This is a genomic window from Bradyrhizobium guangdongense (assembly GCF_006483445.1).
Classification (GTDB): domain Bacteria; phylum Pseudomonadota; class Alphaproteobacteria; order Rhizobiales; family Xanthobacteraceae; genus Bradyrhizobium; species Bradyrhizobium guangdongense_A.
On sequence record NZ_PPPT01000067.1, the window covers coordinates 1 to 25,448 of the forward strand.

The 25,448-nt window shown below is 62.1% G+C and carries 27 protein-coding genes; 13 read left to right on the forward strand and 14 right to left on the reverse strand.

Features of this window, described 5'->3' with window-relative positions; translation table 11 throughout:
* Nucleotides 1-116 precede the first annotated feature (116 nt).
* Both C2U70_RS09805 and C2U70_RS09810 read right to left on the reverse strand, forming a co-directional pair.
* On the reverse strand, nt 117-737 hold the full coding sequence (locus tag C2U70_RS09805) for a general stress protein (RefSeq protein ID WP_140977803.1): 621 nt from the start codon (nt 735-737) through the stop codon (nt 117-119).
* 32 nt (nt 738-769) lie between these two features.
* On the reverse strand, nt 770-1,090 hold the full coding sequence (locus tag C2U70_RS09810; RefSeq protein ID WP_140977804.1) for a PepSY domain-containing protein: 321 nt from the start codon (nt 1,088-1,090) through the stop codon (nt 770-772).
* A gap of 410 nt (nt 1,091-1,500) precedes the next feature.
* On the opposite strand from C2U70_RS09810, the gene C2U70_RS09815 reads away from it, so the two are divergent.
* Nucleotides 1,501-1,926: a hypothetical protein gene (locus C2U70_RS09815; protein WP_140977805.1), complete on the forward strand. Its 426-nt coding sequence runs from the start codon at nt 1,501-1,503 to the stop codon at nt 1,924-1,926.
* Between the two features lie 138 nt (nt 1,927-2,064).
* On the opposite strand, the gene C2U70_RS09820 is transcribed toward C2U70_RS09815, so the two are convergent.
* Entirely contained in the window at nt 2,065-2,712 is a 648-nt protein-coding gene (locus C2U70_RS09820; protein ID WP_140977806.1) for a hypothetical protein, read from the reverse strand.
* Between the two features lie 138 nt (nt 2,713-2,850).
* Here C2U70_RS09820 and C2U70_RS09825 point away from each other — a divergent pair, with 138 nt between their 5' ends.
* Together C2U70_RS09825 and C2U70_RS09830 are read left to right on the forward strand one after the other, a co-directional pair.
* Complete coding sequence (locus tag C2U70_RS09825) at nt 2,851-3,516, forward strand: SOS response-associated peptidase (protein ID WP_140977807.1); 666 nt, start codon at nt 2,851-2,853, stop codon at nt 3,514-3,516.
* Between the two features lie 9 nt (nt 3,517-3,525).
* Nucleotides 3,526-4,308, forward strand: coding sequence for a hypothetical protein (locus C2U70_RS09830; RefSeq protein ID WP_140977808.1), 783 nt, complete (start codon nt 3,526-3,528; stop codon nt 4,306-4,308).
* A 239-nt stretch (nt 4,309-4,547) separates the two neighbouring features.
* On the opposite strand, the gene C2U70_RS09835 is transcribed toward C2U70_RS09830, so the two are convergent.
* Entirely contained in the window at nt 4,548-4,796 is a 249-nt protein-coding gene (locus C2U70_RS09835; protein ID WP_140977809.1) for a hypothetical protein, read from the reverse strand.
* 377 nt (nt 4,797-5,173) lie between these two features.
* Here C2U70_RS09835 and C2U70_RS09840 point away from each other — a divergent pair, with 377 nt between their 5' ends.
* From C2U70_RS09840 to C2U70_RS09860, 3 genes are all read left to right on the forward strand, one after another.
* On the forward strand, nt 5,174-5,359 hold the full coding sequence (locus C2U70_RS09840) for a hypothetical protein (protein ID WP_140977810.1): 186 nt from the start codon (nt 5,174-5,176) through the stop codon (nt 5,357-5,359).
* Between the two features lie 933 nt (nt 5,360-6,292).
* A complete protein-coding gene (locus C2U70_RS09850) occupies nt 6,293-7,585 on the forward strand; it encodes an NRAMP family divalent metal transporter (protein ID WP_140977812.1) in 1,293 nt (430 codons plus the stop codon).
* 486 nt (nt 7,586-8,071) lie between these two features.
* Nucleotides 8,072-9,286, forward strand: coding sequence for a mandelate racemase/muconate lactonizing enzyme family protein (locus C2U70_RS09860; RefSeq protein ID WP_140977813.1), 1,215 nt, complete (start codon nt 8,072-8,074; stop codon nt 9,284-9,286).
* A gap of 3 nt (nt 9,287-9,289) precedes the next feature.
* Here the strand turns inward: C2U70_RS09860 and C2U70_RS09865 are convergent, their stop codons facing one another.
* The 3 genes from C2U70_RS09865 to rocF form a co-directional block, all read right to left on the reverse strand.
* Nucleotides 9,290-9,580, reverse strand: a complete 291-nt coding sequence (locus tag C2U70_RS09865; RefSeq protein WP_186294162.1) for a hypothetical protein — start codon at nt 9,578-9,580, stop codon at nt 9,290-9,292.
* 67 nt (nt 9,581-9,647) lie between these two features.
* The gene (locus tag C2U70_RS09870) at nt 9,648-11,141 is read right to left on the reverse strand and encodes an outer membrane protein (protein WP_186294163.1); all 1,494 of its coding nucleotides are present in this window, start codon (nt 11,139-11,141) and stop codon (nt 9,648-9,650) included.
* A 160-nt stretch (nt 11,142-11,301) separates the two neighbouring features.
* Complete coding sequence (gene rocF, locus C2U70_RS09875) at nt 11,302-12,279, reverse strand: arginase (protein ID WP_140977815.1); 978 nt, start codon at nt 12,277-12,279, stop codon at nt 11,302-11,304.
* A gap of 224 nt (nt 12,280-12,503) precedes the next feature.
* On the opposite strand from rocF, the gene C2U70_RS09880 reads away from it, so the two are divergent.
* A complete protein-coding gene (locus C2U70_RS09880; RefSeq protein ID WP_140977829.1) occupies nt 12,504-12,758 on the forward strand; it encodes a hypothetical protein in 255 nt (84 codons plus the stop codon).
* Nucleotides 12,759-12,772: 14 nt separating this feature from the next.
* Here C2U70_RS09880 and C2U70_RS09885 read toward each other — a convergent pair whose 3' ends face one another.
* The 3 genes from C2U70_RS09885 to C2U70_RS09895 all read right to left on the reverse strand — a co-directional run bounded on the left by C2U70_RS09885 (nt 12,773) and on the right by C2U70_RS09895 (nt 18,046).
* The gene (locus tag C2U70_RS09885) at nt 12,773-13,924 is read right to left on the reverse strand and encodes an OpgC domain-containing protein (protein ID WP_246666715.1); all 1,152 of its coding nucleotides are present in this window, start codon (nt 13,922-13,924) and stop codon (nt 12,773-12,775) included.
* Nucleotides 13,925-13,989: 65 nt separating this feature from the next.
* On the reverse strand, nt 13,990-16,728 hold the full coding sequence (locus C2U70_RS09890) for an EAL domain-containing protein (protein WP_186294164.1): 2,739 nt from the start codon (nt 16,726-16,728) through the stop codon (nt 13,990-13,992).
* A gap of 70 nt (nt 16,729-16,798) precedes the next feature.
* Complete coding sequence (locus tag C2U70_RS09895) at nt 16,799-18,046, reverse strand: FecR family protein (protein ID WP_140977818.1); 1,248 nt, start codon at nt 18,044-18,046, stop codon at nt 16,799-16,801.
* 130 nt (nt 18,047-18,176) lie between these two features.
* Here C2U70_RS09895 and C2U70_RS09900 point away from each other — a divergent pair, with 130 nt between their 5' ends.
* The 3 genes from C2U70_RS09900 (at nt 18,177) to C2U70_RS09910 (ending at nt 21,522) form a co-directional block, all read left to right on the forward strand.
* Entirely contained in the window at nt 18,177-19,973 is a 1,797-nt protein-coding gene (locus C2U70_RS09900) for a ShlB/FhaC/HecB family hemolysin secretion/activation protein (RefSeq protein ID WP_140977819.1), read from the forward strand.
* Between the two features lie 145 nt (nt 19,974-20,118).
* Nucleotides 20,119-20,949 carry an alpha/beta fold hydrolase gene (locus C2U70_RS09905; RefSeq protein ID WP_140977820.1) on the forward strand — a complete coding sequence of 277 codons (831 nt, stop codon included), beginning with the start codon at nt 20,119-20,121 and terminating at the stop codon, nt 20,947-20,949.
* Nucleotides 20,950-21,204: 255 nt separating this feature from the next.
* Nucleotides 21,205-21,522 carry a c-type cytochrome gene (locus tag C2U70_RS09910; RefSeq protein ID WP_140977821.1) on the forward strand — a complete coding sequence of 106 codons (318 nt, stop codon included), beginning with the start codon at nt 21,205-21,207 and terminating at the stop codon, nt 21,520-21,522.
* A gap of 18 nt (nt 21,523-21,540) precedes the next feature.
* On the opposite strand, the gene C2U70_RS09915 is transcribed toward C2U70_RS09910, so the two are convergent.
* Both C2U70_RS09915 and C2U70_RS09920 read right to left on the reverse strand, forming a co-directional pair.
* Entirely contained in the window at nt 21,541-21,882 is a 342-nt protein-coding gene (locus tag C2U70_RS09915) for a phasin (RefSeq protein WP_140977822.1), read from the reverse strand.
* A 144-nt stretch (nt 21,883-22,026) separates the two neighbouring features.
* On the reverse strand, nt 22,027-22,212 hold the full coding sequence (locus C2U70_RS09920; protein ID WP_140977823.1) for a hypothetical protein: 186 nt from the start codon (nt 22,210-22,212) through the stop codon (nt 22,027-22,029).
* Between the two features lie 308 nt (nt 22,213-22,520).
* Here C2U70_RS09920 and C2U70_RS09925 point away from each other — a divergent pair, with 308 nt between their 5' ends.
* On the forward strand, nt 22,521-22,811 hold the full coding sequence (locus C2U70_RS09925; RefSeq protein ID WP_349629567.1) for a DUF6894 family protein: 291 nt from the start codon (nt 22,521-22,523) through the stop codon (nt 22,809-22,811).
* 194 nt (nt 22,812-23,005) lie between these two features.
* Nucleotides 23,006-23,365 (forward strand): hypothetical protein, encoded by a 360-nt coding sequence (locus C2U70_RS09930; RefSeq protein WP_140977824.1) that lies wholly within the window; start codon nt 23,006-23,008, stop codon nt 23,363-23,365.
* A 44-nt stretch (nt 23,366-23,409) separates the two neighbouring features.
* Here C2U70_RS09930 and C2U70_RS09935 read toward each other — a convergent pair whose 3' ends face one another.
* Together C2U70_RS09935 and C2U70_RS09940 are read right to left on the reverse strand one after the other, a co-directional pair.
* Complete coding sequence (locus tag C2U70_RS09935; protein ID WP_140977825.1) at nt 23,410-23,976, reverse strand: hypothetical protein; 567 nt, start codon at nt 23,974-23,976, stop codon at nt 23,410-23,412.
* A gap of 51 nt (nt 23,977-24,027) precedes the next feature.
* The gene (locus C2U70_RS09940; RefSeq protein WP_140977826.1) at nt 24,028-24,570 is read right to left on the reverse strand and encodes a GcrA family cell cycle regulator; all 543 of its coding nucleotides are present in this window, start codon (nt 24,568-24,570) and stop codon (nt 24,028-24,030) included.
* 173 nt (nt 24,571-24,743) lie between these two features.
* Between C2U70_RS09940 and C2U70_RS09945 the strand changes: the two genes are divergently transcribed.
* The gene (locus C2U70_RS09945; protein ID WP_140977827.1) at nt 24,744-25,355 is read left to right on the forward strand and encodes a S24 family peptidase; all 612 of its coding nucleotides are present in this window, start codon (nt 24,744-24,746) and stop codon (nt 25,353-25,355) included.
* Nucleotides 25,356-25,448 lie beyond the last annotated feature (93 nt).

Here is a 25,448-nt window from a genome sequence, read left to right on the forward strand (position 1 = left end):
TTGCCCGACGGGTCAAGTCTTATTTTCGTATTTCCGAACTTTTATCGATTGCCGATCGGAAAGCTTGCGACGGGCCGCGCAGAACAGTACGGCCCGCCAAAGCGGGCCGCCGTTGTTCAGCGCAATCCGGCGCCGTAGAGTTGCCGCTCCTTGCGCACGTCCTCTGCGCTGTAGGCCGTGCCCGAAGGATCGAAGCTTTCCCAACCGGACTTTTGCCACTCCGCTCTGCGCTCGCGAAGGTTCACGGATGACTGGTCCAGGATCGCTTCCAGGCGCGCACGATCAGCATCGGCGACACGTGCCGAAACCAGCGTGCCGCCACGCCGGACGCCCTCGGCGTAAAGCGGCGCATCCTCTTCCGACACGCCAGCCTGGGTCAGGGCGCCGATGACTCCGCCGGTTGCGGCGCCGGCGGCCGCGCCGACGGCCGTCGACGCGAGCCATCCGGCTGCAACCACCGGGCCGAGCCCGGGGATGGCCAGCAAGCCGAGGCCAGTCAGCAAGCCTGCTGCACCGCCAAGGCCGGCACCGATCCCGGCTCCCGCTCCCGCGCCTTCCGCGCGGTCGTCAACGCCATCGCGATCCCGATCGACCTTCCTGTCGGTGCTGTACCAGTTGTCGGAGTTGTTCGCCACGATGCTCAGATCCGAATGCGGCACACCCGCTGCTTCGAGATTGGTCACAGCGCGCTGCGCGTCTGCATAGTTGTCGTAGAGGCGTGAAATCGTCACGGTCATTTTGAATTCCTTGTCTCGTTTGATCGTTGGATTTACTTGGCCGCGTTGACGTTGCCCTGAAAATCGAGGCTGACGTCGGCGGTCGAGCCGCCCTTGCTGGCCTTGCCGCGCCACACGCCGTTGTCGTCCTTCTTCAACGCCGTGACATTCGTGTAACCGGCCTCCTCGATCTTCGATTTGGCTTGTCCTTCCGTAAAGCTGTTTGCGCCCGCGACCGGCTTGTCCGAGTTGTTCTGGCCGCTGCTGTTCACCGCATTGTTGTTGGGGCGATCGGTCGCAGGGGGATTTTGCGCGAGCGCCGGACCGGCTGCGAGCGAAGCAGCCGTGAGAATCAGTAGAAGAGTCTTTTTCATTTCGTCCTCCAGTTATGGCACTTCACAACACGGCCTGGAGAAGGACGTTCCAATTTTTCCCGTGCTGTTCGCGCAGTTTGTCGCGACATACCGCGCGCCGCACCGGAGCAACCAATGTGGCGACGAAGTTGCCGTTCCTAAAAACCAGCCCTCGCTTGGGTTACGAGCGAGGGCTGTCAGGTTAAGAGAGAGACACCGTGGACAAGCCTGCGCACGGGCAGATCGTTCCTAAGCTCGCGGCGTCGAATGCCCGGAAGAAAGTCGAATGCCTGTCCACCTAACAAATGATAATCGGCCGTCATGACGCCGCACGCTTTTCCACACCCACGAGAAGCAGTAGGAGCCCGGCGCTCCCGCCCACCAGGAATCGATAATTTGCCAACGCACGAACACATCGCTTTGATGCCGCAATGGGCACCAAATCGCGCGAGGTCATCTGGGGCAGCAAGATCATGGGCGCTAACTTGCGCGCCGGGCAGGCACGCAAGGACGCCGAGAAGGCCATCCGCGAAGCGGATCGTGCCGAGGCAGAAGCCTGGTCGCTCCGGATGGAAGGTTACGGCGGCCCCAGCCAACCGTCGCCGACCATCGCGCAATGCCTGAACGGCGGCCTGGGCTGGCTCGAGGTCGAATGCAACAAGTGTAAGACGCGCGCCAGCCTGCCGCTCGATGCGATCCGCCGGCCGCGCGATACGCCGATCTGGAAGCTGGAAGCTTCGCTCAAGTGCCGGTCATGCCGGAAAGGACGTTACGCGCCGCCCGTTCACATGATCAAGCTGACGGAAACGCGGGAGATCACGCCTTATAAGTGGGTGCATCCAAGCGAAGAGCGGTAGATCCGTCCCCGATGGATGTCTCCCGTTTCTATGTGGCCGAAAGCCGCCGTTGTCCTAGGCGACGGGCAACGGCGGCCTATGACTCTTACGTGCTAAAGGAGCCATGCACCGTCGATAGAGGCGAGATGCATTGCAAGCCTATGGCACCGTCACCGCTAAAGTGCCGGTGACCGTATACTTGAACTTAGAAACGTCTTTAACGCTTTTGTCATAAGTAGTGATCTTGACCAGCAGCTTGCCGTTGTCTTTGGAATAGTTGACGGCATACGTGCTGAGGTTGAAAACCCGCTCACCGTTGCGGCGGAAATCCAGGGTAATTTGCGCGTACTCGCCAGTGCCTTCAAAGGTCAAGTCGGCTATGACGACTTGCTTGTCGTCTGGCGCCCCGTGCATTGGGGCGTTGTTAAATTCGTACTTTTTTACGGGCGGCGGCGGTGGCGGAGGTGGCGGCGGCTTAGGATGGTTGTAAATTCTTCGGACGATGTTGATGATGTCTTGCCGGTTCGAGTTAAGGCACGCTTCTGCTATTTCATCTTTGGTTTTATCTTTCCCATTGCGATCAGCATGGCAAACCTCAAAGCCTCGTATAATGCCGTCCGCGTCATCGGAAGCTGAGGTAGTGCTCATCGTGCCACTACCGTTGCACTCCGCTTGTTGGTGGGATTGATCGCAGGCGTTCTTACACGAAATGACATTCGCCTCGAAATCGGTGAGGTTGCACACTTCCGCCCAGCAGGGTCCGGAAATAAGTGCCAATATGGCTGCTACGGCAAATCCCTTAATCATGATGCTCCCCTCAACCCTAGCTAGAATGGTAGCTCGGGGCCCCCTTCGGTGCAACATCCCATCGACAGGCCTTTTTTGGGAAATGGCGATCTGAATCTAATACTAGACTACAGAACCCCGAACGCCATCAGGTAGCCAATGTGCAACCTCTATTCAATCACGACCAATCAGGCGGCGATTGCAGCCCTCTTCCGCATCGTCCGCCGTTACGAAGGCAACCTCGCGCCGATGCCGGGCGTGTTTCCGGATTACCCGGCGCCTGTGATCCGCGATGCCAATGGCGAGCGCGAGATGGTGATGATGCGCTGGGGCATGCCGCCGCCACCGCGCACCGGAGGCCCGCCCGTGACGAACATCCGCAACACCTCATCGCCGCACTGGCGCGCCTGGCTCAAGCCTGAGCATCGTTGCCTCGTGCCGGTGAACAGCTTTGCCGAATACGCGCCGGAGCCGAACCCTGAGACGAAGAAGAAAGACGTCGTCTGGTTCGCACGCGCGGAGGTGCGGCCACTGTTCGCCTTCGCCGGCATCTGGACCACCTTCAACGGCGACCGCGGCACGAAGTCAAAACCGATTCCGGGACCGCATCAGGTCTACGGCTTTCTCACGACGGCGGCGAATGCCGTCGTCGAGCCGATTCATCCGAAGGCGATGCCGGTGATCCTCACCACGGATGAAGAACGGGATGTATGGCTGCGGGCGCCGTGGGATGAGGCGAAGGTGTTGCAGCGGCCGTTGCCGGACGAGCGTCTAAAGATCGTTGCGCGCGGGGCGGACAAGGAAGATAAAGTGACCTCATCTTGAGGAGAACGCTTGTCTTCCCTCGCGCAGCCCACGCGCTCAACATTTTCACACATTCTTGCTAGAGCCTTCGATATGTCAATAAATCCGAGCTTCGATGCACACCCAATAGAGGGAGCCATCGTCGGTAAACTCGTTGTGTCCTTCGGCGAAATTGAACTGCTGTTCGGCCTCGTTGCCGCGGCGGCGCTCGGAAACCAGAACATGGCCTTGAGAGCCATGTACCGGAGCCGATCAACGGGGGGACGCATAGATCTTGCAGATGTCTTGATGCGAGACACCTTCGTCAAGGTAAATCTCAAGCCAATCTATGAAGAAACACTTGGAGCAGTTCGGCATTGCCTCAAAATCCGCAACCAATATGCTCATTGCCACTGGGCGCATGGGTCTGATGGGTTGTACTTCTCACAGCTTGAGGATGCTGCCAATCGAGCTCAAGGGTTTGACTACGACCACAAGCACATTGGGTTGTCCCTTCTCAAGGAACAACAAGCATTCTTCGACAATATGAAGTTGATGCTTTTGTACCTAGGAGACAATCTCAACGCAGCTTTAGGCAGAACAAACCTCTCCTGTCCAAAACCTCCAGTACTGCCCCTACCGAATCTGCATAATCCTGCAAGCCAACACGTTCCCCACTGGCTAAGCGAAGACGCGAAGCACCAACATCTAGAGCGCGCTCTGGAAGCTGAAGGAACCCATCCTCAAAGGGTACGACCACCATCCGTTCTTCGACTGACGGAAGAAGAGTGGATTGCAAAGTATCGTAAGGAGGGCCGTCCACTTCCTGACTAGTCCGACTAATCGGGGCGGTGGCTGCTGGGATGACGTCTGGCTCATGTTGGATAAGTTGCTTTTTCAAGGCAAAGCTCCCTCACGACATGAAAAAACCCGCGACGGATGTCTCCGCGCGGGCCGATAGATGCTTCTTTCGATGATGACAATATACAGGTGATTTGCCCGACGGGTCAAGTCTTATTTTGATAATTCCGAAATTATTTCGCTCGGCCTACGCTCGTCAGCTGCAAGGTATCCTACCCTCCCGCCAGCTTCCTCTCGATATACGCATTCACCGTCTCCGCGAACGAGCGCTGCACGCCGACCATGACGGCATGCTGCTCCCATGCATCCTGCTGCAACAGGCGCAGGCCGCTTTCGCGCGCGCAGCGTTCCGCGAGCTCGACGTAATCATCGATGGCGCATTCGGCGACGGGGATGGCACTTGGATCTCCAGCGGAGATCAGCCGGCGCAACAGGCGCTGGCAATTGTCGAGGCCTTGCATGATCGGGCATTACCCGCGCGTCGACTTCGGCTTCGACTGCCTGACGGGCTGGGTATGGGTGCCGAACAGCGCCAGCAAGAACGCGACTTCTTCCTTCGAACCGACCTGGATCATGAATATCTCCTCTTCGTCACGATTGGTCGTGCCCCGCGGCTCGCGCGTTCAGAACTATCTGGTTTCACGACTGTTTCAGGCGTGTTTCGTCGCCGGTCCCGGTACCCGATCGCCCGCAGGCGGCCTCCCCTCAACTTTAATAAAATCGCCCAAATCGAATTTGGCGGAATGAAATCTCTGCCTGCTCAACTTGCAGCTCGCATCGATGCCGGGCGACGACGCCACACGGCGCCCGCCGCCCGAGCGCACAAGGAGCCGGACCGATGTACTTCGTCGCCGCTGCATTGCTGGTGCTGTCGGGACTGTTCTACTCCGCGAGCCATCACGAAATCGGCTCGTTCGGCACGACGATGTGCACCTATGGCAGCACGTTCTGCGAGAACCCGCTGATCGTCTTTGCGGGCGCCGGCCTTGCCGCCGCCTGGGGCATGTTCGTCAGCATCAAATAGAAGAAATGGGCGCGCAAATTGCGCCGGCCTCAGTGTTGACTAAACCGGGCCGAAACAGAAGAGCCTGCGGCCGGACCCGGCCGCAGGCTCTCCACGTTTCTGGCGATGATCAGGCGACGTGGACTAGCGGCGGACCGATGGCTTGATGTCGGCGACCTGCCGCTCGCCGGGCAGCTTGCCCCCGGCTTGCAGGCTGCTGCAAAGCCACCGGGCCTCTCTGCCCGTCGAGCCTGTGAAGGTTCTGGTTTCCAGGCACTGCAAGTAGGTCCGGTGGGCGATCGTGTCCGTGCACGTGGACGAGAAGTTTCCGGTCCCAAAGCCCTCCCCGCCATAGCTGCATCCAATCCAGGGCTGGTTGCCGACCCTGTAGCTCGTTTCGCAACCACCGCTGCAACTGCTGGCGGATCTCTCCAGCTTGGCGAGCCTCCCCAAAGCCGAATTCGGATCAAACGCTGGCGCATGAGCGATCGACGGGCCGCTTCTGCGGTGCGAGGTCGTCGTCGCTGCGCCCTGGCTCGGCGCAGTCGTTGTCGGTCTTGCCACCTGCTTCGGCGCGTCGACCGAGACGGCCGGAAGCGACGAGCTAGAGGTGGGCGTGGGTTGTGACAGGGCCGTACCGCTTGTACTGCACAGCAGCGCAGTTGACAAAATGGCGACGGCTGAAGGCACGGCAAAGCTCAATGATATCCTCATGAGACACCCCCAAATTCGGGACGGGAAATGCCGTCCCGATGGATGCACGGTACCATGCATCCGGGCAGCCCGCGCCGTTGCAACCATTGCTTGCAGCGCAAGGCTGACATTCGCCGGGGCTTTCCTCTTTCGCTTGACGACCGCAGAGCGGAGGACTCTGGCTCGCCGTGCGGAACTTCCCGATGCAAACCGAGTTAGCCGGGAGATTTTGGCAACCATACCTGCACGGCACCCCGATTTATGACAGACACCGCAGCACCGCAAAAATCGGCAACGATGGTGCTGCAGCGGCTCGGGCCGGGCCTCGTGACGGGCGCCGCCGACGACGATCCGTCGGGCATTGCCACCTATTCGCAGGCCGGCGCGCAATTCGGCTTCGGGCTCTTGTGGACGGTGTTTCTGACCACGCCGTGCATGATCGCGATCCAGCTCGTCAGCGCGCAGATCGGCCGCGTCACCGGCAAGGGGTTGGCGGCCAATATCATGAAGGTCGCGCCGCGCTGGCTGGTGCTGGCGCTGGTCTCGGCGCTCGTTGCCGCGAACACGTTCAACATCGCGGCCGACATCGCCGCGATGGCGGAAGCGCTGTCGCTGGTGATCGGCGGCCTCAACCACGAGCACGCGCTGATCTTTGCCGCGCTCTCGACCCTGCTGCAGGTCTTCGTGCCCTATCGCCGCTATTCGCCGATCCTCAAATTCCTGACGCTGACGCTGTTCGCCTATGTCGCGACCGCATTCACCGTGCAAATTCCCTGGAGCACGGCGTTGCTCGCGGCGGTCTGGCCGAAGGCGAATGTCAGCGCGGACTATCTCTTGATGGTGGTCGCCGTGCTCGGCACCACCATCAGCCCTTATCTGTTCTTCTGGCAGGCCTCGCAGGAGGTCGAGGAGATGAACCAGGGTCAGCGCGACCGTCCGCTGCGCGAGCTGTCACGGCGCGGCGGCGATCCCGAGCTCGCGCGCATCAAGGCCGACACCATGGTCGGCATGCTGCTGTCGAACGGCATCGCCTTCTTCATCATCCTGACCACGGCGTCGGTGCTCAACGCCAACGGCGTCACCAGGATCAATTCGGCGACGGAAGCCGCCGAAGCGCTGCGCCCGCTCGCCGGCGACTTCACCTTCCTGCTGTTTGCGCTGGGCATCATCGGCACCGGCATGCTGGCGATTCCGGTGCTGGCGGGATCGGCGGCCTATGGCGTCGCGGAGATTTTTGGATGGCGCGCCACGCTGGAGGCAAAACCCGAGAAGGCGGTCGGCTTCTATGCGATCATCGCGGCGGCGACCATCATCGGCTTCGGCCTCGGCTTCACCGGCATCGACTCCATCCACATGCTGGTTTGGAGCGCGGTGCTCAACGGCATCGTCGCCGTCCCGATCATGGCGATGATGATGGCGATCGTGTCGAACGGGGCGATCATGGGCCGCTTCAAGGCGCGGACATGGCTGGTCGCGCTCGGCTGGCTCGGCACCGCGGTGATGGCGCTGGCCGTGGTCGCCCTGCTCGGCTCGTTCGTGCTCGGCCTCGGCTAGAGGCTCAGGCCGGCGAGAGCGCCGCCGAGATCTGCGATGCGATGATGAAGGCCGCGAACACGGCCGGCACACTGATCAGTCTCAGAAACTGGTCTACGGAAAGCATCCCTGTCATCCCCCCAAAGGACAAAGCGCCCACAGCAAATCGCGCCTACTGCACCCTGTGCGCGGTCTGCTGATCGGCCGTCAAAAGCTGGTCGGAAATGGCGGCCCCGCTCATGGTGAGGAGCGCCAGAATCGCGATTACACCCAAAATCTTCATGGAACCGAGGATCGGTTCCGATTGTGGCCAAAAACGTCAGCGACTGGTGCAATTTCGGGACGATCCCGGGAAACATCATGGCCGATTTTTTCAGGCGATCCTTCCAGTCTCTTCCCGCGCCTCGCCCGTTGGCTTAACAAGTTCCAGGGGTATCCCCGTCTGCCTCCGGCCATGCCGGCCGGACCATAAAACCAAGAAGGCTCAACGGGCCAGCAGGGAGCGACATGACCAATTCATCGAAAGCAACGAGCATAGAAATCCTCGCCTGCGATGCCGGCTGGCGAAACTACCATTTCGTCAAGCTGACGACCGAAGACGGCATCGTCGGCTGGAGCGAGTTCGACGAGGGGTTTGGCTCGCCCGGCGTTGGCGCCGCGATCCAGCGCCTGTCGGGCCGCGTCATCGGCCAGAACGTCTTCCAGCACGAGCGCATCCACGCAGAATTGTTCGCGGCGACGCGCCCGGCCGCCGGCGGCGTGGTGGCGCAGGCGCTCGGTGCAATCGAAAATGCCCTGCTCGATGCCAAGGCAAAACTGCTCGGCGTGCCCTGCTATCAGCTCCTCGGCGGCAAGATCCGCGACCGCGTGCGGGTCTACTGGTCGCACTGCGCGACCTGGCGGATCAATCATCCCTCCTGGTACAAGCCGCCGATCGAGAACCTCGACGGCGTCAAGGCGATGGGCCACGAGGTGCGCGAGAAAAAGTTCACCGCGCTCAAGACCAACATCTTCTCCTATGACGACGGCAAGCCTTCCGGCTGGCGCCCGGGTTTCGGCTCGCCCTTCGCACCCGAAATCAATGTCGACCGCAAGATCTTGCGCGACCTGCACATGCATCTCGAGGCCATCCGCGACGGCGCCGGTCCCAACGTCGACATCCTGCTCGACTGCAACTTCAACGCCAAGACCGAAGGCTACCTGAAGATCCTGCGCACGATCGCCGACCTCGACATGTTCTGGGTCGAGATCGACAGCTTCAACCCGGAAGCGCTCGGCTATATCCGCAGGCAAAGCCCGCACCCGATCTCGTCTTGCGAGACGCTATTGGGCTTGCGCGAATTCCTGCCCTATTTCCGTGAGCAGGCGATGGATGTGGCGATTATCGACACGCCCTGGAACGGCGTGTGGCAGTCGATGAAGATTGCCAATGCCGCCGAGGCCTTCGAGGTCAACGTCGCTCCGCATAATTTCTACGGCCATCTCTGCTCGATGATGAACGCGCATTTCTGCGCGGCCGTGCCGAACCTGCGGATCATGGAGATCGACATCGACCGCTTGGCGTGGGACAGCGAGCTGTTCACCCACGAGCCGGAGATCGTGAACGGTCACCTGATCATTCCGGATCGACCCGGCTGGGGCACCGAACCGAACGAGGACGCGCTCCGCGCACATCCGCCGAAGACCACCGGCGGCCTGCTCAACTACGGCCGCAAGAGCTAGCTCTCAAGGCGTCACGGGATTGACGGTCGGGGATGTCTTCGGCCCCGGCCGTGCCGGCTCGATCGGCGACCTCTTTTCCGTCGGCAACACCATTGCGCCTGCGGCGTGCGCGGCTTCGCCGGTCGTGTGATACATGGCGACATGCGCTGGCTGCACCTTGGGCCGTGCCCATGGTCCATGGTCGACAAACAGCATCACGGCAATCGTCACGCCCGCCACGATCAATGCGATCACGCCGGGATGACGGAGCGCGTTTTGCATACCCAGCAAATGCCAGATGCGATTGATCGCCATGAATGGACCTGCGTCGTTTCCTCTCACAGGTCAATTCAGTTCAGCCGCGGTTGGTTCCAGCCGACGATCAGTTCAAATGATAGTTCAGCCCGACACGGGCGATATTGCCGTTGAAACGCACGCGCGTGGATGTGCCGATTCCGGCAACGCCAAATCCGGGAAGATTGGTCGGGCCCTCGTCGACACCGTAACCGCCGGTGCCATAATAGGCGGTGCCGAGATCGTAGTAGAGATATTCACCCTTGATGCTCCATTTCCCGAGGAACATCCATTCGCCGCCGGCCCCGACGGTGTAGCCGGCGCGGTTGGCGGAAAACGCGCCTGAGGTGGATACCGACGGCACGCCGGCAATTGCAGTGGTCTGGGTGATCGACGTGCTCGACTTCACCCCGCCATAGGCAAGGCCGCCCGTCAGGTAGACGAGAAGGTTTTGCGTAACCGTAGCGCCCAAGCGACCACGGACCGTTCCGATGTAGTCCAGACCGCGCGAGGCCGTGATGCTGGTCGTAAACGTGCCGGTCCCCGGACCAAACACGGTGGCAACGGGCGCCGTGCCTGCGCCGCTTGCGGTCCCGCGCAGCGACGAACCCTGTATGTCAATTTCGAAGCCGGCCAAAAACGCCGGCGACGCCTGGAAATTGTAGCCGGCCTGCGCGCCGCCAACGAACCCGCCGTTGCCTGCGGAGAGCGTTCCTGTTGCGGCAGCGGCCATTGCTGGAGCCGTTCCGGGCGACGTGCTGCTCGCGATCACCGCTCCATCGGTATCCATCCGCGTGGCGCCATCGACGTAGCCGGCATTCACACCGAAGTACCAGCCGGACCAGCCTCCTTGCATCGGCGCGTTGGCAACCGGCCGCAGAGCGGAGCCGGACGTACCAAGGCGGTAGTTGACGCCGGCACGGATGATATCGGTGGTCAGGCTGACGCTCTCTGCCACACCTGGAGAAACGTTGAAGACCTGCCCGGTACCGAGATCGACGTGGAGATATTCGAGTTTGGCGGTCCAATTGGGTGCGAGCGCTTTTTCGACGCCGACGCCCAAGGTCCAACCCGCGCGCCAATCCTGCCCGACACCGGGGCCAAGCGCATCCCAGGCCCTGAGATCGCCGACGGCCACGCCGCCCGTGGCGTAGAACAGCCAGTCATTGTTGGCGCCGGCGACATAGCCAAGGCGGCCGCGAAACGTGCCGAGCGCCTGAAGATTCGTGCCGCATGGACGAGGCGTCGCAGTTACGGCGCCGCAAATGCCTGACCATCCGCTCAAATTGGTCCAGGAGAAATCACCCTCGATTCCGTAGACCCAGCCACCCCGCTGCCAGTTATACCCAAGCGTGCCGCCAAGAAGGCCTCCGCTCAAAGAATATCGGCCATCCGCGAATATGAGAATGGCTTGAGGAAGCGGAACGGATCCTGGATCGGACTGGCTCGACTGGCCGGTCCCGAAGCCGCCGACGATGCCACCATACGACCCGGCCCAGCCAAGAGGGACTGGAGGGATGGCCTTCACCGGAAGATCCGCGGCCGCCGCTGCCGACGCGGCCGCAGCAAGAATGGACGCCACGGCCAAGCTTCGTGTCATTGAGAATGTCCGGTGTCTAACGGTCAGCAAAGATTGCGAATCAGCCAAGCCACGACCGAATTCTAACGACGCCTTCCCGATTGGCTGTTGCCCAGCCGCTACAGTCGCATCCGAATGCTTGTTTCACGACGCTTCTGCCGCCCTACTCGCCGGCCCCGATCGCATTGCTTGGCGTCGGCCGGTCGACGATCTGCTGGCCGAACAGGCTTCCGATCAGCTCGACTGCGGTACGCGCCGTGCGCCCGCGCTCGTCGAGGAACGGGTTGAGCTCGACGATATCGACGGAGCCAACAAGACCGGAATCGTGCAGCAACTCCATGATCAGATGCGCTTCGCGATAGGTCGCGCCGCCCGGGACCGTCGTACCGACACCCGGTGCGACGCACGGGTCGAGGAAATCGACGTCGAAGCTGACATGCAGCACACCGTCGTTCTCCTTCACCCGCTCAATCAGGCGGCGGATCAGCACACCGACGCCGAACTCGTCCATCTGGCGCATGTCGGCCACCCGGATGCGCCGGGCACGTACGAGGTCCTTCTCCAGCTTGTCGATCGAGCGCGTCCCGAACAGCTCGAGCCGGCTCGGATCGATCGAGGCCCGGGGCTCGCCGCCGAGCAGGCCGTCGAGCCCCGGCTCTCCGCAGAGGAACGCCGCCGACATGCCGTGCATGTTGGCGGTGATCGTTGTCTCCGGTGTGTTGTAATCGGCGTGTGCATCCAGCCACAGCACGAACAGCTTGCGCCCGCGCTCGTACCAGTGCCGCGCCATGGCATTGACTGAACCCATCGACAGCGAATGGTCGCCGCCGAGGAAGATCGGGATCGCTCCGGTCTTTGCGATCTCGTAGCCACGGCTGCTCAGTGTCCGCGTCCAGCGCTGAATCTCGCGATAGTGATTGGCTTTTTCCGGTGGCTCGTCGGCGAGGTCGGCAACCCCGGCGACGGAGAGGTCGCCGTACTCATCCACGTCAAAACCCAGCGAGTCGAGCAGCGTTGCAAGGCCCGCCGTACGCAGCGCCGCCGGCCCCATCAGCGTGCCCCTCTGCGAGGCCCCCATGTCGATGGGGGCGCCGAGCAGCGCGATACGCCTGGTGCGATCCCATATCGTGCGATCGGTCACGGCCATCTCCTGCGCGCTCAAGGTTGGACCTTGATGTGCAAGCCTAACAGAGATTCGCACCCGTCGTTTCACGGATAGGGGCCCGCGCAGCAGGAACCAAACTCCTCGCCACGCATTGCCGATTCCAGGGCCGGCACCCGCCGTTCATTACGGCGCCTGTCGCGGATAGCCAAAGGTGCCGGCCTTGAAATACATCGCGCAGCGGAGGCCCTTCAGCCGTGAGCATGGACATACCTCAGGACAATCCACAGCCCGGCGTAGCCGAACGCGCCATCGATGCTGCGACGGACGTATCGCGGACGATCGGCGAAGTTGCGGGCGGACTGCACGCCGCAGTCGATCGCCTGACGGCGGCCATCGAGGAGGCGCGGAAGCCCGGCAAGCCGCTGGCCACACTCGCTGCGATCACGCGCGAGGCCCCATTGGCGAGCCTGTGCATCGCGTTCATGTTCGGAGTAGCTATCGCACGGCGACGTTAGGAACGGGACCAGGATCAGAACAGCTTTGGTCCACGACGATCGAGCCTTGCTTCCCAGGTCGCGAGCGTAGCCGCGAGCACCATGATAGCAATCCCGATCACACTCACCGCGGCCTGAACCGTCAGGCTGCCGGATACGTCGGTCATGATGACCATGCCGATGAAAGACAGCAGAACCCCAAAACAGTACATCGAAAGTGAGTTCTCGCCGCACCGGATCATTGCGATCGCATACGGGCGCACCGGTCCATGCAAATCCGGCGGTGTGAGGCGTGAAACGACCACCGCCAGCGCCAGAAAATGCAGCAGGCGGACAGGCGCCAGATGACTCTTGTAGATTGGGTAGATCAGATTCACAACGCCATCCGGTATCAGAATATTCAAGATGTGAAACTGCCAGCTCAGGGCAACGATCAGGCTGAAGACGAGATAGAGTATCGCCGCAATCAACATCGCGCGCGACGCCACGAGCGGCCGGATCAGACTGGCGCCGCCTCCCGCATACCAGGCGCCAAACACGAACAGAAGTTGGAAAGCAAAGGGGTTGAAATACAGCTCTCCGCTCGGCCACGCCGGCACGTGCCAGCTTCGGAGTTGAACCATCAAGTACAACAGGAGCGACGCAACCAGTGTCACCGCAGGAATCCGCAAGAGGAGCCACAACAGCGCCGGGAACGCGAGGTGCAGCAGCACAAAGGTCGGCAGGATGTCGGTGTTGACCGGAGCATATTGAAGCAGGATAGCGCGAAAGATCGCCTCACCTGGATTCTTGAAGAACCAGCCCGTATTGGTTTCGTCGACAAAGCGCTCGCCGCCGCCGGTGAGCCATATCAGCGCGAAATAGGCGACCAGCAACAGAAGAAACGCGCAATAGATTTCCAGACCTCGCCGCAGCGCGCGCGTGACGATGGTCAGCCAACCCTGCTCCCCCAGCGCGCCACCATAGGCAAGCATGCAGGTGTACCCGGACACGAAGACGAACACTTCGGAGGTATCGCTGAACCCGTAATTGCGCAGCGTCAGCCAGACCAGCGGGTTGTCGGGTATGTGGTTGACGAAGATGAACCAAAGCGCCAAACCGCGGCAGGCGTCCAGCCGCAGGTCGCGATAGCCCTTCCGCTCATGCGGAGGCGAAACTTTGCTCGTTTCCGGTTGATGCTGCGACAAGATCCTGATGAGCCCCGCGACGGTCGATCCGTCGCCGCATGATAGCGATTCGACGGAGCTTGTCTTCAGGCGGTCTCGAGGGTCGCCGGTGCGGCCAGGAATTGACGCTCGAACGCGTCGACCGGCATCGGGCGGCCGAAGAAATAGCCCTGCCCTTCCTCGCATCCCATGCTGACGAGGAAGTCGGCGGTGGCGCGATTCTCGATGCCCTCGGCGATCACGGACAGGCCGAGCTGCTTGCTCAAGCCGATCGTCGAGCCGACGATCGCGGCGTCGTCGGAATCCGCAAGCAGGTCGGTCACGAAGGACCGGTCGATTTTCAAGCCATCCAGCGGAAACTTCTTCAGATAGCTGAGGCTCGCATAGCCCGTACCGAAGTCGTCGAAGACGACGCGGACGCCGAGCTGCTGAATCCGCTTGAACATGTCGAGCACGCGCTCCTCGTCGAGGAGCAGGATGTCCTCGGTGACCTCCAGTTCGAGCAGCGCAGGCGACAATCCGGTCGCCTTGAGCAGCTCCGAGACCGCATCCGCGAGATCGCCAGAATGCAATTGCGATGGCGAAAGGTTGATCGCAACGCGGACGTTGTGGCCGGCAAGCTCCCAGGCCCGTGCCTGCCGGCACGCCGTCTTCATCACCCAATTGGCGATCCGCTCGGACAGAGCAGAGGTATTGACCACCGGCATGAACTCTCCGGGCGACACGTAGCCGCGCAGGGGATGACGCCAGCGTATGAGCGCTTCGGCGCCCATCAGTGCACCGTCGACGAGGCGAACCTGCGGCTGATAGAACAGCTCGAACTCGCTGCGGTCGGCGGCCTGCGCGAGTTCGTTTTCCAGCGTCAGCCGGTTCTCCAGCTCCTGCCGGATGGCGCTCTCGAAGATGACATGGCTGCCGCGGCGCGTCGCCTTGGCCCGGCAGAGCGCAAGATGCCCGTTGCTCAGGAGATCTTCGGCGCTGGTCCCACCGTCGGGATAAACCGCAACGCCAATACTGATCTTGACGCGGTGCTGGCGCGTCCCGGCCACGACCGGCAGTTCGAAGGCCCTTGTGATGAGATCCGCAAACCGACCGACCGGCACGTCCACCTCGGTGCAATCGAATGCGACCGCGAACTCGTCGCCGCTGAGCCGCGCAACGATGACCTTGTCGCCCACCGTCGTGCGCAAGCGCTCTGCAACGGCCTGCAGCACCAGATCGCCCGCCGCATGCCCGAGCATGTCGTTGATCTGTTGGAAGCCATCGAGCCCGAGCACGAGAAGTGCAATCTCGCGCGACTTCAACTCTGCGCCCGCGATCAGGCCGACCAGGCCGGCGTATAGGGTGTTGCGGTTGGCAAGGCCGGTCAGCGTGTCATATTCGGCGAGGTATTTGACGCGTGCGGCTTCGCGCTTGCGCACCGAGATGTCGCGCAGAATGGCACCGTACTGGAATCCTTCGGTGCCCTGCCAGCCGGAAAAACTAGCCTCCACCGGGAATGTTTCGCCGTTCTTGCGGCGTCCTTCGAACTCGACAACGACGGCGCCGCCCGGAACCAGCAGCGCCTGGCGCGCGGCATCGCGCATCGAGAATGGTTTGGCGCGTCCATCCGTGGCAGAAGCGCTCAGCGCTTCGAAGGGCCGGCCGATCATCTCCGCCGGCGTGTAGCCGAAGATCGCGCTCGCGCCTGGATTCCACACCGTGATCATGTGGCTCTCGTCGGTGCAGACAAGACCGTCACCCAACGACATGGCGATGCGGTGGAAGCGACTTTCAGCGATGCGACCGAGAAGGCTGCGAAAATCGATTTCATCGAGTGCGATCGCCGTGAGATAGGCGATGACGGCGATGTGGAACAGCGAGGTGTCAATGACCAGCGGCCATTTCGTCTGCACGATGACGGCCACGAGCTCAACGACGATTGCAGACGTCACGAGGATCACGACCCGGGCACCTGGAGCGATGCGACGCCAGGACACCATCATCAGCAGCGAAAGAGCGGCGATGCCGAGCGCCATGCCGACATCGGAGGTCCAGTGCAACGTCCGCCCTTGCAGGATGGATTCCGCCGCCATCGCCTGAAGCACCGGCCCCGACGCAACGACACCGTTTGGAACGCTGAAGCGATCGCCCAGCTCGAGCGCGGTCGCACCGATGATGACTTTCTTGTCCCTGAGGCGCGCGAGGGTCGCCGGGTCACCACGCAGCACGTCGAAATACGAGACGCGCGGAATCGAAGCCGAGCGGATGCTGTAGTCGATCAGGAACGGCGCTCCCTGCACGGCCTTTCCAGCAAGGACCGCAGCCATTGACGGCAGAAATTTGCCGTCGAGCTTGTCGCCAAGAGGATATCGACGCACCAATCCATCGGGCTCGATCGCCACGTTGACGAGTGCTGCCCAGGATTGATCGCTGAATTGCTTCAGGGGCCGGTTGATGTGAAGACCGCCACCGTTCGGCGCCGGCTGCTTGAAGGACGGCAGGATCGTCGAGCCGCCCGCATCCTGCAGCGCCTTGACGAAGGCTGCATCGGACGCAACATCGGATGGCGTGCTGAAATCAACGTCGAAGGCGACGTCCCGAACGCCGGCGCTCTCGAGCCTGCCGAGCAGCTCGGCATGCAGGCGGCGCGGCCACGGCCATACGCCGATCCGGTCGATTGAAGGCGCGTCGATCGCGACAACGACGATGTCGCCACTCGCCTCGCGCGACTGCCAGGCAAAGCGCAGGTCGGTGAGCGCGCTGCGAAGCGCGCCGTGCCATCCCGTCGACAGCACGATCGCAATCGCGGTCACCACCAGAATATGCGGCCGATAGCGTTTCACGTTGTTCCCCCTGCACATCACGCAGATCGCGTGACGTGCTCCCCTTGCCGTCCTGGCGCGAGGTCAGTGGCTAGTGCTTGCCGCGGCCATAGGCGTGGCCGTTGCCGTTGCTGCCATTGCCGCCGCCGTTCCCATTGCCATTGCCGTTGTTGCCCTTGCCGTTGCCGGTAGAGCCGCTGTTGCCGTTACCGTTTCCGTTGTTGCCGTTTCCGTTACCATTTCCGTTGCCGTTGCCATTCCCGTTGCCGGAATTCCCGGAGGCATCGCTCGATGAGCCGGCCGACGTCGCAACAGCCGTGGTGCCACCGGTCGAGCTCGAGCTGCTGCTGCTGCTCGTGGCCGAGCTGCCGCTCAGGTTGACCGCGGTCTGACTGCTGCTGTTGGAGGCAGCCAACGTGTTGTTCTTCGTATCGTTCCAGACGGTGTCCGTACCGGAGTTGTGGGAAGCGCTCCGCGTCCCGATCGACGTGACGCCACCATGCGCGAGCCCATGCGTCGCCTTGTGGACGTTGAGCTTGACCTCACCGAGCGCGCCGGAGATGCGCACCACGCCCGGCTTCGGACCGGACGCATGATTTGAGCGCGACAGCGTGCCGGCCTGCTTGCTTCCCTTGTCGGTCGTTGCAAGCGCGTGGACCGCACGGCCGCTGGCGGCATTGCGCGGCGCCGTCAGGCCGGACTTCGGCACCGGGATCCGCTCGATCGTCGAGGCGCGCGGCTTGCCCTGCTCGATCGGATTGAACGTGCCGGCACCGCTCAGGCTCAGGCCGGGCTTGCCGTGCTCGAACGCGGTCGCAGACTGGCCCGGCATTACCTGGGCGATCTGTCCGGTCTTGAAGTCAGACACTTCGACCTGGCCGCGGACCACGCCGACCTTGGTGCTGCCGGCGCCCACGGTGACGCTGAACTGCGTTCCCTTGACGACGGCGGCGAGATAAGGCGTCTCGACTTCGAAATGCTTGACGTTGCGCTTCTCGACTTCGAGCAGGATCGAGCCGGCCTGCTGCACGATGGTCGTCGAGAGCCCGTCCTTCTTCTCGGCAGGCAGTCCGACCACCGAGTTCGGCGAAATCAGGATCGTCTCCTCGCCGCGAACCAGCAGCACGCGACCGTTGCGTCCGGTGCGAATGGTGTCGCCGGGCTTCAGCGCCTCTTCCTGCTTGAGCGAGACCTGCTGCGCGCCGTCGGTTGCGAGCCAGACGTCGCCCGACGCCTTGCTGACCGACCACACGCCGCCTTCCGCGGCGAAGGCGTTCGAACCCATTCCCAGCATCAGGGCCGCCATCAAGGCGCGCCGCATTCCAGTTTTGCCAAGCATGATGAACCTCGGGCCGGTGTGTCTGGCCCTCAGGTTTACTGGAAATGTTTCAACATAGACTTAGCCGGAACCCCGGCAGGGTTGAGCGCCGCATTAACCGAACGTTGACCATAAAAAACTAAGAAAAATCATGCGGCTAATAACTCCTTATCGAATCCGGGGACGCGCTCCGTTGTACTACGGGGTACGACCTGTCGCGGGGAGCGGTTGGAGGTTTCTGGCTACCGTCGTTCTCGCGCTCGCATCGACGGTTACGGGAATTCCGCAGGTCCTCGCGCAACAGGCGAACACTCCCGGATTTGATCCGCGACAGACCGAGAAATATTTCGAGACCCAATCTGATCAGGAATCGGGAGCGCGTCCGTCCGTAAAACTACCGACGGTCGGACGGCCCAACGTCGGCGGCGACACCCGACCGCAATTTGTCCTGCAGAGCGTCACGATCAGCGGTGCGCATGCGATCCCCCGAGACCGCCTTGCAGAAGCCTATCAATCCTATCTCGGGAAGAAGGTCTCGCAGGCAGACCTCGCCGCCATCGCAGGCGCGATCGGCGATGTCTATCGCGCAGCCGGATTTCACCTGAGCCGGGCAATCGTTCCACCCCAAGACATTGAGAACGGCCGCGTCCGCATTCAGGTCGTCGAAGGAAGCATCGTCGAAGCCGAGCTCAGGGGAGACGGCGCCGAGCAGTTTGGCATCCGGCCGATGCTCGGCCCGGTCCTGGCGGAGCGTCCGTCGTGCCTGACCACGCTCGAACGCCAGCTTTTCCTGATCAATGCCAAGCCCGGCGTCCGCATCCTCGACACCGCGATCGAGGAGATCGGCGGCCCGACCGGTCGCTTCCGCCTGATCGTGTCAGTCAAGACCTGGCACATCTTCACGTCGTTCGGGCTCGACAATCTCGGCTCGTCGTCGGTCGGGCCGTGGCAGACCTATGCCACCGCGGCGTTCAATTCCTATCTCGCCCCCGGCGATACCCTGGCCGTGAATCTCTCGACCATCGCGAACGATCCGCGCCAGCTCGGCTTCGGCCGGCTGTCCTATGACGTTCCCGTCGGCGTAGACGGCTTTAGCCTGGGCATGTCGGCACTCTACAGCGAAGTTCATCCGGGCGATGCGCGACGGCTCGACAACGACGTGACGAAGACCGAAGCGTTCGAGCTTCGCGCGAGCATCGTGCCTCTGCAGTCGCAGAAGTCGACGCTGAAGCTCACCGCGGCGCTCGGCGTCAGCAACGTCTCTGAACGCGATGTATTCGGCCCGTTCTACAACGACCATATCCGGACTGCGAGCCTGACCTCCGACTACCGGCTGCAGGACAGGTTCGGCGGCACCAACTACCTGACGCTAGGCTATCGCCAGGGGCTCGACATCTTCGGCGCCTCGAACTTCTATGACGATTTCCTGTCCCGCGATGGCGCGTCGTCGAACTTCTCGGTGCTGAACTTCTGGTTCACGCGCTACCAGACGCTCAACGACGCCTGGTCGATCAAGCTGTCCGGCGCAGGCCAGACCGCCTCCAGGCCACTCTTCACGTCGCAGCAATTCTATCTCGGCGGCGCGGCCTTCGGACGCGGCTATGGCGCAGCCGAGATCAGCGGCGACAACGGTCTTGCCGGCTCGTTCGAGCTTCGCTTCGACCAGAAGCTCAACTTCCGTTACTGGAGCGGTTATCAGTTCTATGGCTTCGCCGATGCCGGCGCGGTCTGGAACGACGGCTATCGCCTGAGCGACGGTGCTTCTCTGACCTCGGCCGGCGGCGGCGCGCGGCTGTTCCTGTGGGACGATCTGCAGGCCGATTTTGGCGTCGCCGTCCCGCTCGGCTACCGCGCGCCCGACAATCCCAGGCGCAGTCCGCGCTTCCTGTTCACGCTGTCGAGCGCGTTCCGGCTCTGCCCCGAGCGCGGCAAGGGACACTGCCTCTAAGGCTGAGCGCTTTTCGCACTGCAAAGCATCTGTGCAGCGCAGCCGTGAGAAGCTTGCCTAAATTTAATCCCGACTTGCGCTCACGAATGCTCGATCCGCGAGTTCCCTGTCACCATGTTCAGGGAAACGTGATCGGGTGGAGACGATGAAACGGGCACTGGCAATTCTGGCTTTCCTTTGCGTTCTTGCCGCCGGCGAATACTTCGCCGTGAGCAAGTTCGCCATCCGCCACGAGACGCTGAACCTGTTCGATGCCGCGCGGCAGCGGCCGATCGCCGTCTCCATCGCCGTGCGCCGGGACTACGAGACCAAGGCCAATCTCGGCTTCTGGCGGCTTCCGCTTGCGATCATCAGCAACGGCAATACGGTGAAGAACACCGAGTACTCGTTCCTCGCCAACGTGCTCGCCGCGCGCGGATATCTGGTTGCCAGCATCCAGCAGGACCTGCCGAGCGATCCTCCCCTGATGACGGTGGTCGGCGAGCCCTATGTCGGCCGGCGCGAGGTCTATATGCGCTGCGAGGCCAACATCATCTTCGTGCTCCGTCAGCTCAAGAAGATGCAGGAGAACGCCGATTACGACCACATCACGCTGGTCGGCCATTCCAATGGCGGCGACGTCTCCATGTATGTCGCCAAGCAACATCCCGAGCTGGTGGCCAAGGTCGTCACGCTCGACAATCTGCGCGTGCCCTTCGTGATCAGCGAACACGTGAAGATCTTGTCGTTCCGCTCGCAGGATCCGCACTTCAAGACCGACCCCGGCGTGCTGCCGACGCCGGAGCAGGCGAAATCGCGCGGCATCGACATCGTGAACACGGGCGCTCAACATACGGAGCTGAGCGACCGCGGTCCTGACTCGGTGAAGGAGAAGATCCAGGCGACGCTCGACCAGTTCCTGCGCTCGAGTGCCAGCAGTGCGCTGGCGCCGGCCGAAACGACCAGCCCGATGATCATGAATCCAGCCGACTACTAGCCGGCTCCTTTGCGGCAGATCAAGGCGCCGCCGGACCGTCTGCGCGACAAGGGCTCTCATGAAGAGCCCGTCGCACCATGCCGAAAGCTTTGAGCTGCCCGTCGCGCGGACACCTGCATTCGCTCGCCGCCTCTATCGCTCCGTCCGCCGGCTCCTCCGCGCAATCGTCGCCCGCATCGACCTGTCGCAATTCCCGGGATCGTGCTGCGGGTGAGGATGAGGCTGGTCCCAAGAACCGATCGGTCAGGAGCAACCATGCACGCGAACGTGAGACGTCTTTCGATCCTGTTGGCCTTGGCTGCGGGCATGTCGGGATCGACAGCCCTTGCCGCCGATCCCGATCACGGTGCCGAACTCGCAAAACGCTGGTGTGCCACTTGCCATGCGGTGACGAGCGAGCAGAAGCAGGCCAGCGCCGACGTCCCCGCCTTCGCCTCCATCGCGCGCAGGCCGGACTTCAGCCCGGAGAAGCTCGCCTTCTTCCTGCTCGATCCGCATCCAAAAATGCCGAGCTTCCCGCTCAGCCGGACCGAGGCCGGCGACATCGCGGCCTATATCGGCGCGCTGCGCTAGATCATTGCGCTCGCGGCGCTAACCCTTGCCCTTGCCGCCCGGCATGAGGCTGCCGGTCATCTGTCGCATATGATCGCCGGCGCTGGTGAACTGGCTGCGCAGGAAGTCGGACTGGATGCGCATGGCTTCCTGAATATCCGTGGCGTGGACGAGCTTGCGGGCGTGCTCGAATGCCGACTTCATGTTCTGCTCGGTAAACGCCAGCGCCTGCTTCGAGACCTCCGACCCGGGACCGGGCACCGACGTCATCGATTTGGTGGCGGCGTCAAAGAACATGCCAAAAGCCTTTTCAGCCTGGTCGATGGTCTTTTCGGCCAGATCACGCAATTCGGCCGGTACTTCGAGCTTGGGTTCGATCATGTCGCCGTCCTCCCTTGTCCGTGACTGGATATCACATTTGCCGGGGGGCGTCCTAGCGGCACAGCCGAACCCGGCCCGGATCAAGGGGCCGGGCGCGGGCGCAGCAGGATCCGGAGCGCGTCACGCAGCCCTAAGGCGTTCGGTTCAGGACAGGGGATGGTCTGGAACGACGTCGTCGGTGGCGAGGTCTTCGACCAGCTTGATGATCTCACAACGCTGCCGCCGCTCCAGCTTCATGAACGCGCGCAGGAGCCGCAGACTCTCAACGCTCTGGCTCGACGGCGCGCCAAGCTTCAGGTGCATTTCAGTCGCGAAACTAAGGTTCTTCATCTTGCACCTATCGCAGGGAACGGCTCTGGGCAGCGAACATCTGGATCATGCTCGAACTCGAACGCCAGGGACTCAAGCGCTTGAGATCGGGCGACCACAGGGCCAACGGACCGAACGGCATACTCTGGCTTGATACTGCCGACCCGACGAGGTTGCAATTATGCCAAGGAACAACTCCCCAGGCAAGTTAAACCGGTAGCCGAGGGTTGCTCAGCGAGCATCGCACCTCGGCGTTTCCGGATGGACCTGCTCTGGCGTTATCGCACGGCGGCGGCAAGACACGTGCGATCTGTTGACGCAATTGCGTCTTGATCGGCCTCAATGCATCCATACGCGCGCCTGCTTTGTTTCCGGATGTGTCTATGGAAGTGCAGGATATGATGCGAACATACTATTTCGATTTGAAAGATGGGATTCCGGTCCGCGATCGCCAGGGGCTGGATTTCGCATCGCCGGGCGCGGCGATCGAGCACAGCAAGGACCTTGCGCAACGGCTTCGCAACGAGCGCAGCATTCAGGATCCGCGGCTCACCATTAGCGTGCTGGACGAATCCGGCTCCGAGGTGCATCGCGAGGTCGTGTTCCCGGATCGCCCCTGAGCCCATAGGCTTGGAGAGCTTGGACGCGACGGCGCCCGTTGAGGTTCATCGGATCGCGCCAATTTCCCAATCACATGAACCAACATTCAAAGACGCGCGACCAAAGCCCGTGCGATACGGCCACGCAGATCACACGGGCGCCATGGCTGACATCTTTCACGATCGGGCGCGCGTCAGCACCAAAGGAAGTCGGCATGCTTTCTCGCAGCGATCTCATCAAGGGCGCCGCATTCGCGCTTCTCGCTTTCAGTTCTACACATGGCGCCCGGGCGCAGGAGACCAAGATGAACCTGTTCAAGATCGTGACCGTGAAGGACGAAATCATCATCGGGCTCAGCTCGGACGAGCTCAAGGCACTCGGCGGCAATGATGCGGCGGCCGTCGCCCATGCCCTCGCGCAAAAGGGCGATCTGACGGTGTGGCAGTACAACGTGCACCGCGGACAGAACGGCGAAATGCAGCAGGCGCCAACCGCAAAAATCGGACTGCTCGCCAACTCGTCGCTCCGCGTCGAACCCTATACGACGCCATACCAGATCGTCCCGCATCCTTGAGACCGGGATCGTGCGCCACGGCCACGGCTGCTGGCGCACCGCTCCTAGTGACCCGATTGCCGCCGTTCTGCGGCTCCTTCCGTCGCAAAGCCGTAACACAGCGCGAGCCGGTCGAGACATTCGCGGAATCGCCTCGAAAAATATTCGCTCCAGCGCTGGCTGCGCAGCGACCGGCGTTCTCCGATCTGCTCCATCGTCAACCCAAGGATCAGCACGTCATGCACCAGCGTGGTGCCGTCGGTGCCGAGTTCACGCTTGATCCGGTTCAACCTCAACACCGCCTGGCGCTGGCTTTCGGTGATGGCTTCGCGGGCCTGGATGCCATCGACATATTCGCGGGTCGGATCGACGGCCTGCGGCCCTCGCTCCGCCCGCTCCCAATCGCTCTGAAAGGCGCGGCCGCCGCGATACTGGGCTTCATCGATCTGGTGATGCGAATGCAGCCGGCCGAGCGGATCGCCGCGAACGGATCGCAAGGCAGCGATCTTCTCCCCCGGCTCCAACGCCAGGGGATTATCGACCTCGACCATCGCCACATCGGCATTGATCGTCGGATCGCCGGCGTGCCGGTCGTTGATGCTCGCAGGCCTGCCGCGCCTGGCACGTGCCATTCGGTTACTCCTTGCAAACGATGAGAGACGGGCATGTTCAACGACGTCGCTTCAGGCGACGCGTACGATCCTCAGCACCACGGCGGCGCGCTCCGATACGGAGCCGGGTCCCCAGGTCAGACGGAAATGCGGCGCGCAGTAGCTCGAGCCCGGACGCCTTGGATGGCCGCAGAAGGCGATCTCCTCACCTTCCTTGTCGCCGCCATAGGGGTAGCGGCAGTCGCCCGGCTCGAGTTCGAGCAGTGATATCAGGCGCGGCTGGACGCCGACGCAGCGCAGCTTGACTGGTTCGGCAGGTTTCAGAACCGCCTTCGGCGGCAACTCCAATACGCGCGGATGTGACGCATCTGCTGGCTTCGCCGACACCTGCGCGTGATGCTCGGCTCCCGCCAGCAACGGAGCGATGGATGGACTGTCGACGGTGGGTGACACCGACAGACCCATCCGCCGGGCACGTCCGAGTACTGCATTTCTGGTGTAAGCCGTTCCGAATGTTCTATTTATCTCCCTCGTCGCCCTCCCGAACGAAAATCCCTTGAGAACATAGTCGCGCAGCGCGCCGGAATGCTCCGGCGCCCAGTTACTGGGTTCCATGATGCCTGCCTGTGATCCACGCCTCCGGACCGACCGTCCGGGCGCAGACTCACATTCCGATATTCCGAACAAAAAGTCAAGGCAGGATTCGGATATTCAGACGATTACGATTGCATCGTTTCCGAATTTCGGATTACAACGGCGCAGAATTTGTCCAAATGAGGGAATCACCAATGCTTGACGCCACAATGATCGAACGCGGCCTGAAGCGATCTGGAAAGAGCAAGGGCGGGCTTGCCGCGGCCATGGGTGTGCGCCCGGGTGCGGTCTCCGAAATCCTGGGTGGCGAACGCCTCGTGAAGGCCTCGGAAATTGTTCCGATCATGGAGTATCTTGAGCTCAATCTCGCCCCGATCATGGGCCGTGTCGGCGCCGGCGCGGTGATCGAGCCGGACTACGAACAGGTTCCTCCCGAGGGTCTTGGCGACATCACCCTTCCTCTCACGATCATGGAGGAAACCGTCGCCTTCGAGGTCACCGGCGATTCGATGCTGCCCAAATATGAGGACGGCGACGTGATCGTCGTCTACAAGGAGCAGCGCTTTCCGCTGTCGAGCTTCTACGGCGAGGAGGCCGTGGTGCGCCTGAAGACCGGGGAGCGTTACCTGAAGACCATCGAGCGTGGCAAATCGCCCTCCGTCGTCAACCTGACCAGCTTCAACGCCAAGCCGATCGTCGGTGTGAAGCTGGAATGGGTGGGGGAGATCTGCCTCAGCATGCCGAAAGGCCAGCTCGAGCGGCTACGCTCCAAATCGGCCAAGGCACGCAAGGGCAAGGGGAAGTAACGGGCCGGACCCAATACCCAGGATTCCGATTTTTCGAAACCCTCTTGACTTTCTTCCGATTTACAGAAATAATCCCCTGCCTTGGACGGTGCC

Bases quoted from the DNA above. Each gene is read 5' to 3' on its own strand.
- C2U70_RS09835 (WP_140977809.1), bottom strand. From the start codon at position 4,796: ATGCAAGGCCTCGACAATTGCCAGCGCCTGTTGCGCCGGCTGATCTCC.
- C2U70_RS09930 (WP_140977824.1), top strand. From the start codon at position 23,006: ATGCTTTCTCGCAGCGATCTCATCAAGGGCGCCGCATTCGCGCTTCTC.
- C2U70_RS09840 (WP_140977810.1), top strand. From the start codon at position 5,174: ATGTACTTCGTCGCCGCTGCATTGCTGGTGCTGTCGGGACTGTTCTAC.
- C2U70_RS09905 (WP_140977820.1), top strand. From the start codon at position 20,119: ATGAAACGGGCACTGGCAATTCTGGCTTTCCTTTGCGTTCTTGCCGCC.
- C2U70_RS09915 (WP_140977822.1), bottom strand. From the start codon at position 21,882: ATGATCGAACCCAAGCTCGAAGTACCGGCCGAATTGCGTGATCTGGCC.
- C2U70_RS09945 (WP_140977827.1), top strand. From the start codon at position 24,744: ATGCTTGACGCCACAATGATCGAACGCGGCCTGAAGCGATCTGGAAAG.
- C2U70_RS09895 (WP_140977818.1), bottom strand. From the start codon at position 18,046: ATGCTTGGCAAAACTGGAATGCGGCGCGCCTTGATGGCGGCCCTGATG.
- C2U70_RS09865 (WP_186294162.1), bottom strand. From the start codon at position 9,580: ATGGCGATCAATCGCATCTGGCATTTGCTGGGTATGCAAAACGCGCTC.
- C2U70_RS09935 (WP_140977825.1), bottom strand. From the start codon at position 23,976: ATGGCACGTGCCAGGCGCGGCAGGCCTGCGAGCATCAACGACCGGCAC.
- C2U70_RS09825 (WP_140977807.1), top strand. From the start codon at position 2,851: ATGTGCAACCTCTATTCAATCACGACCAATCAGGCGGCGATTGCAGCC.
- C2U70_RS09850 (WP_140977812.1), top strand. From the start codon at position 6,293: ATGACAGACACCGCAGCACCGCAAAAATCGGCAACGATGGTGCTGCAG.
- C2U70_RS09815 (WP_140977805.1), top strand. From the start codon at position 1,501: ATGGGCACCAAATCGCGCGAGGTCATCTGGGGCAGCAAGATCATGGGC.
- C2U70_RS09940 (WP_140977826.1), bottom strand. From the start codon at position 24,570: ATGGAACCCAGTAACTGGGCGCCGGAGCATTCCGGCGCGCTGCGCGAC.
- C2U70_RS09910 (WP_140977821.1), top strand. From the start codon at position 21,205: ATGCACGCGAACGTGAGACGTCTTTCGATCCTGTTGGCCTTGGCTGCG.
- C2U70_RS09805 (WP_140977803.1), bottom strand. From the start codon at position 737: ATGACCGTGACGATTTCACGCCTCTACGACAACTATGCAGACGCGCAG.
- C2U70_RS09880 (WP_140977829.1), top strand. From the start codon at position 12,504: ATGGACATACCTCAGGACAATCCACAGCCCGGCGTAGCCGAACGCGCC.
- C2U70_RS09860 (WP_140977813.1), top strand. From the start codon at position 8,072: ATGACCAATTCATCGAAAGCAACGAGCATAGAAATCCTCGCCTGCGAT.
- C2U70_RS09810 (WP_140977804.1), bottom strand. From the start codon at position 1,090: ATGAAAAAGACTCTTCTACTGATTCTCACGGCTGCTTCGCTCGCAGCC.
- C2U70_RS09900 (WP_140977819.1), top strand. From the start codon at position 18,177: ATGCGGCTAATAACTCCTTATCGAATCCGGGGACGCGCTCCGTTGTAC.
- C2U70_RS09920 (WP_140977823.1), bottom strand. From the start codon at position 22,212: ATGAAGAACCTTAGTTTCGCGACTGAAATGCACCTGAAGCTTGGCGCG.
- C2U70_RS09820 (WP_140977806.1), bottom strand. From the start codon at position 2,712: ATGATTAAGGGATTTGCCGTAGCAGCCATATTGGCACTTATTTCCGGA.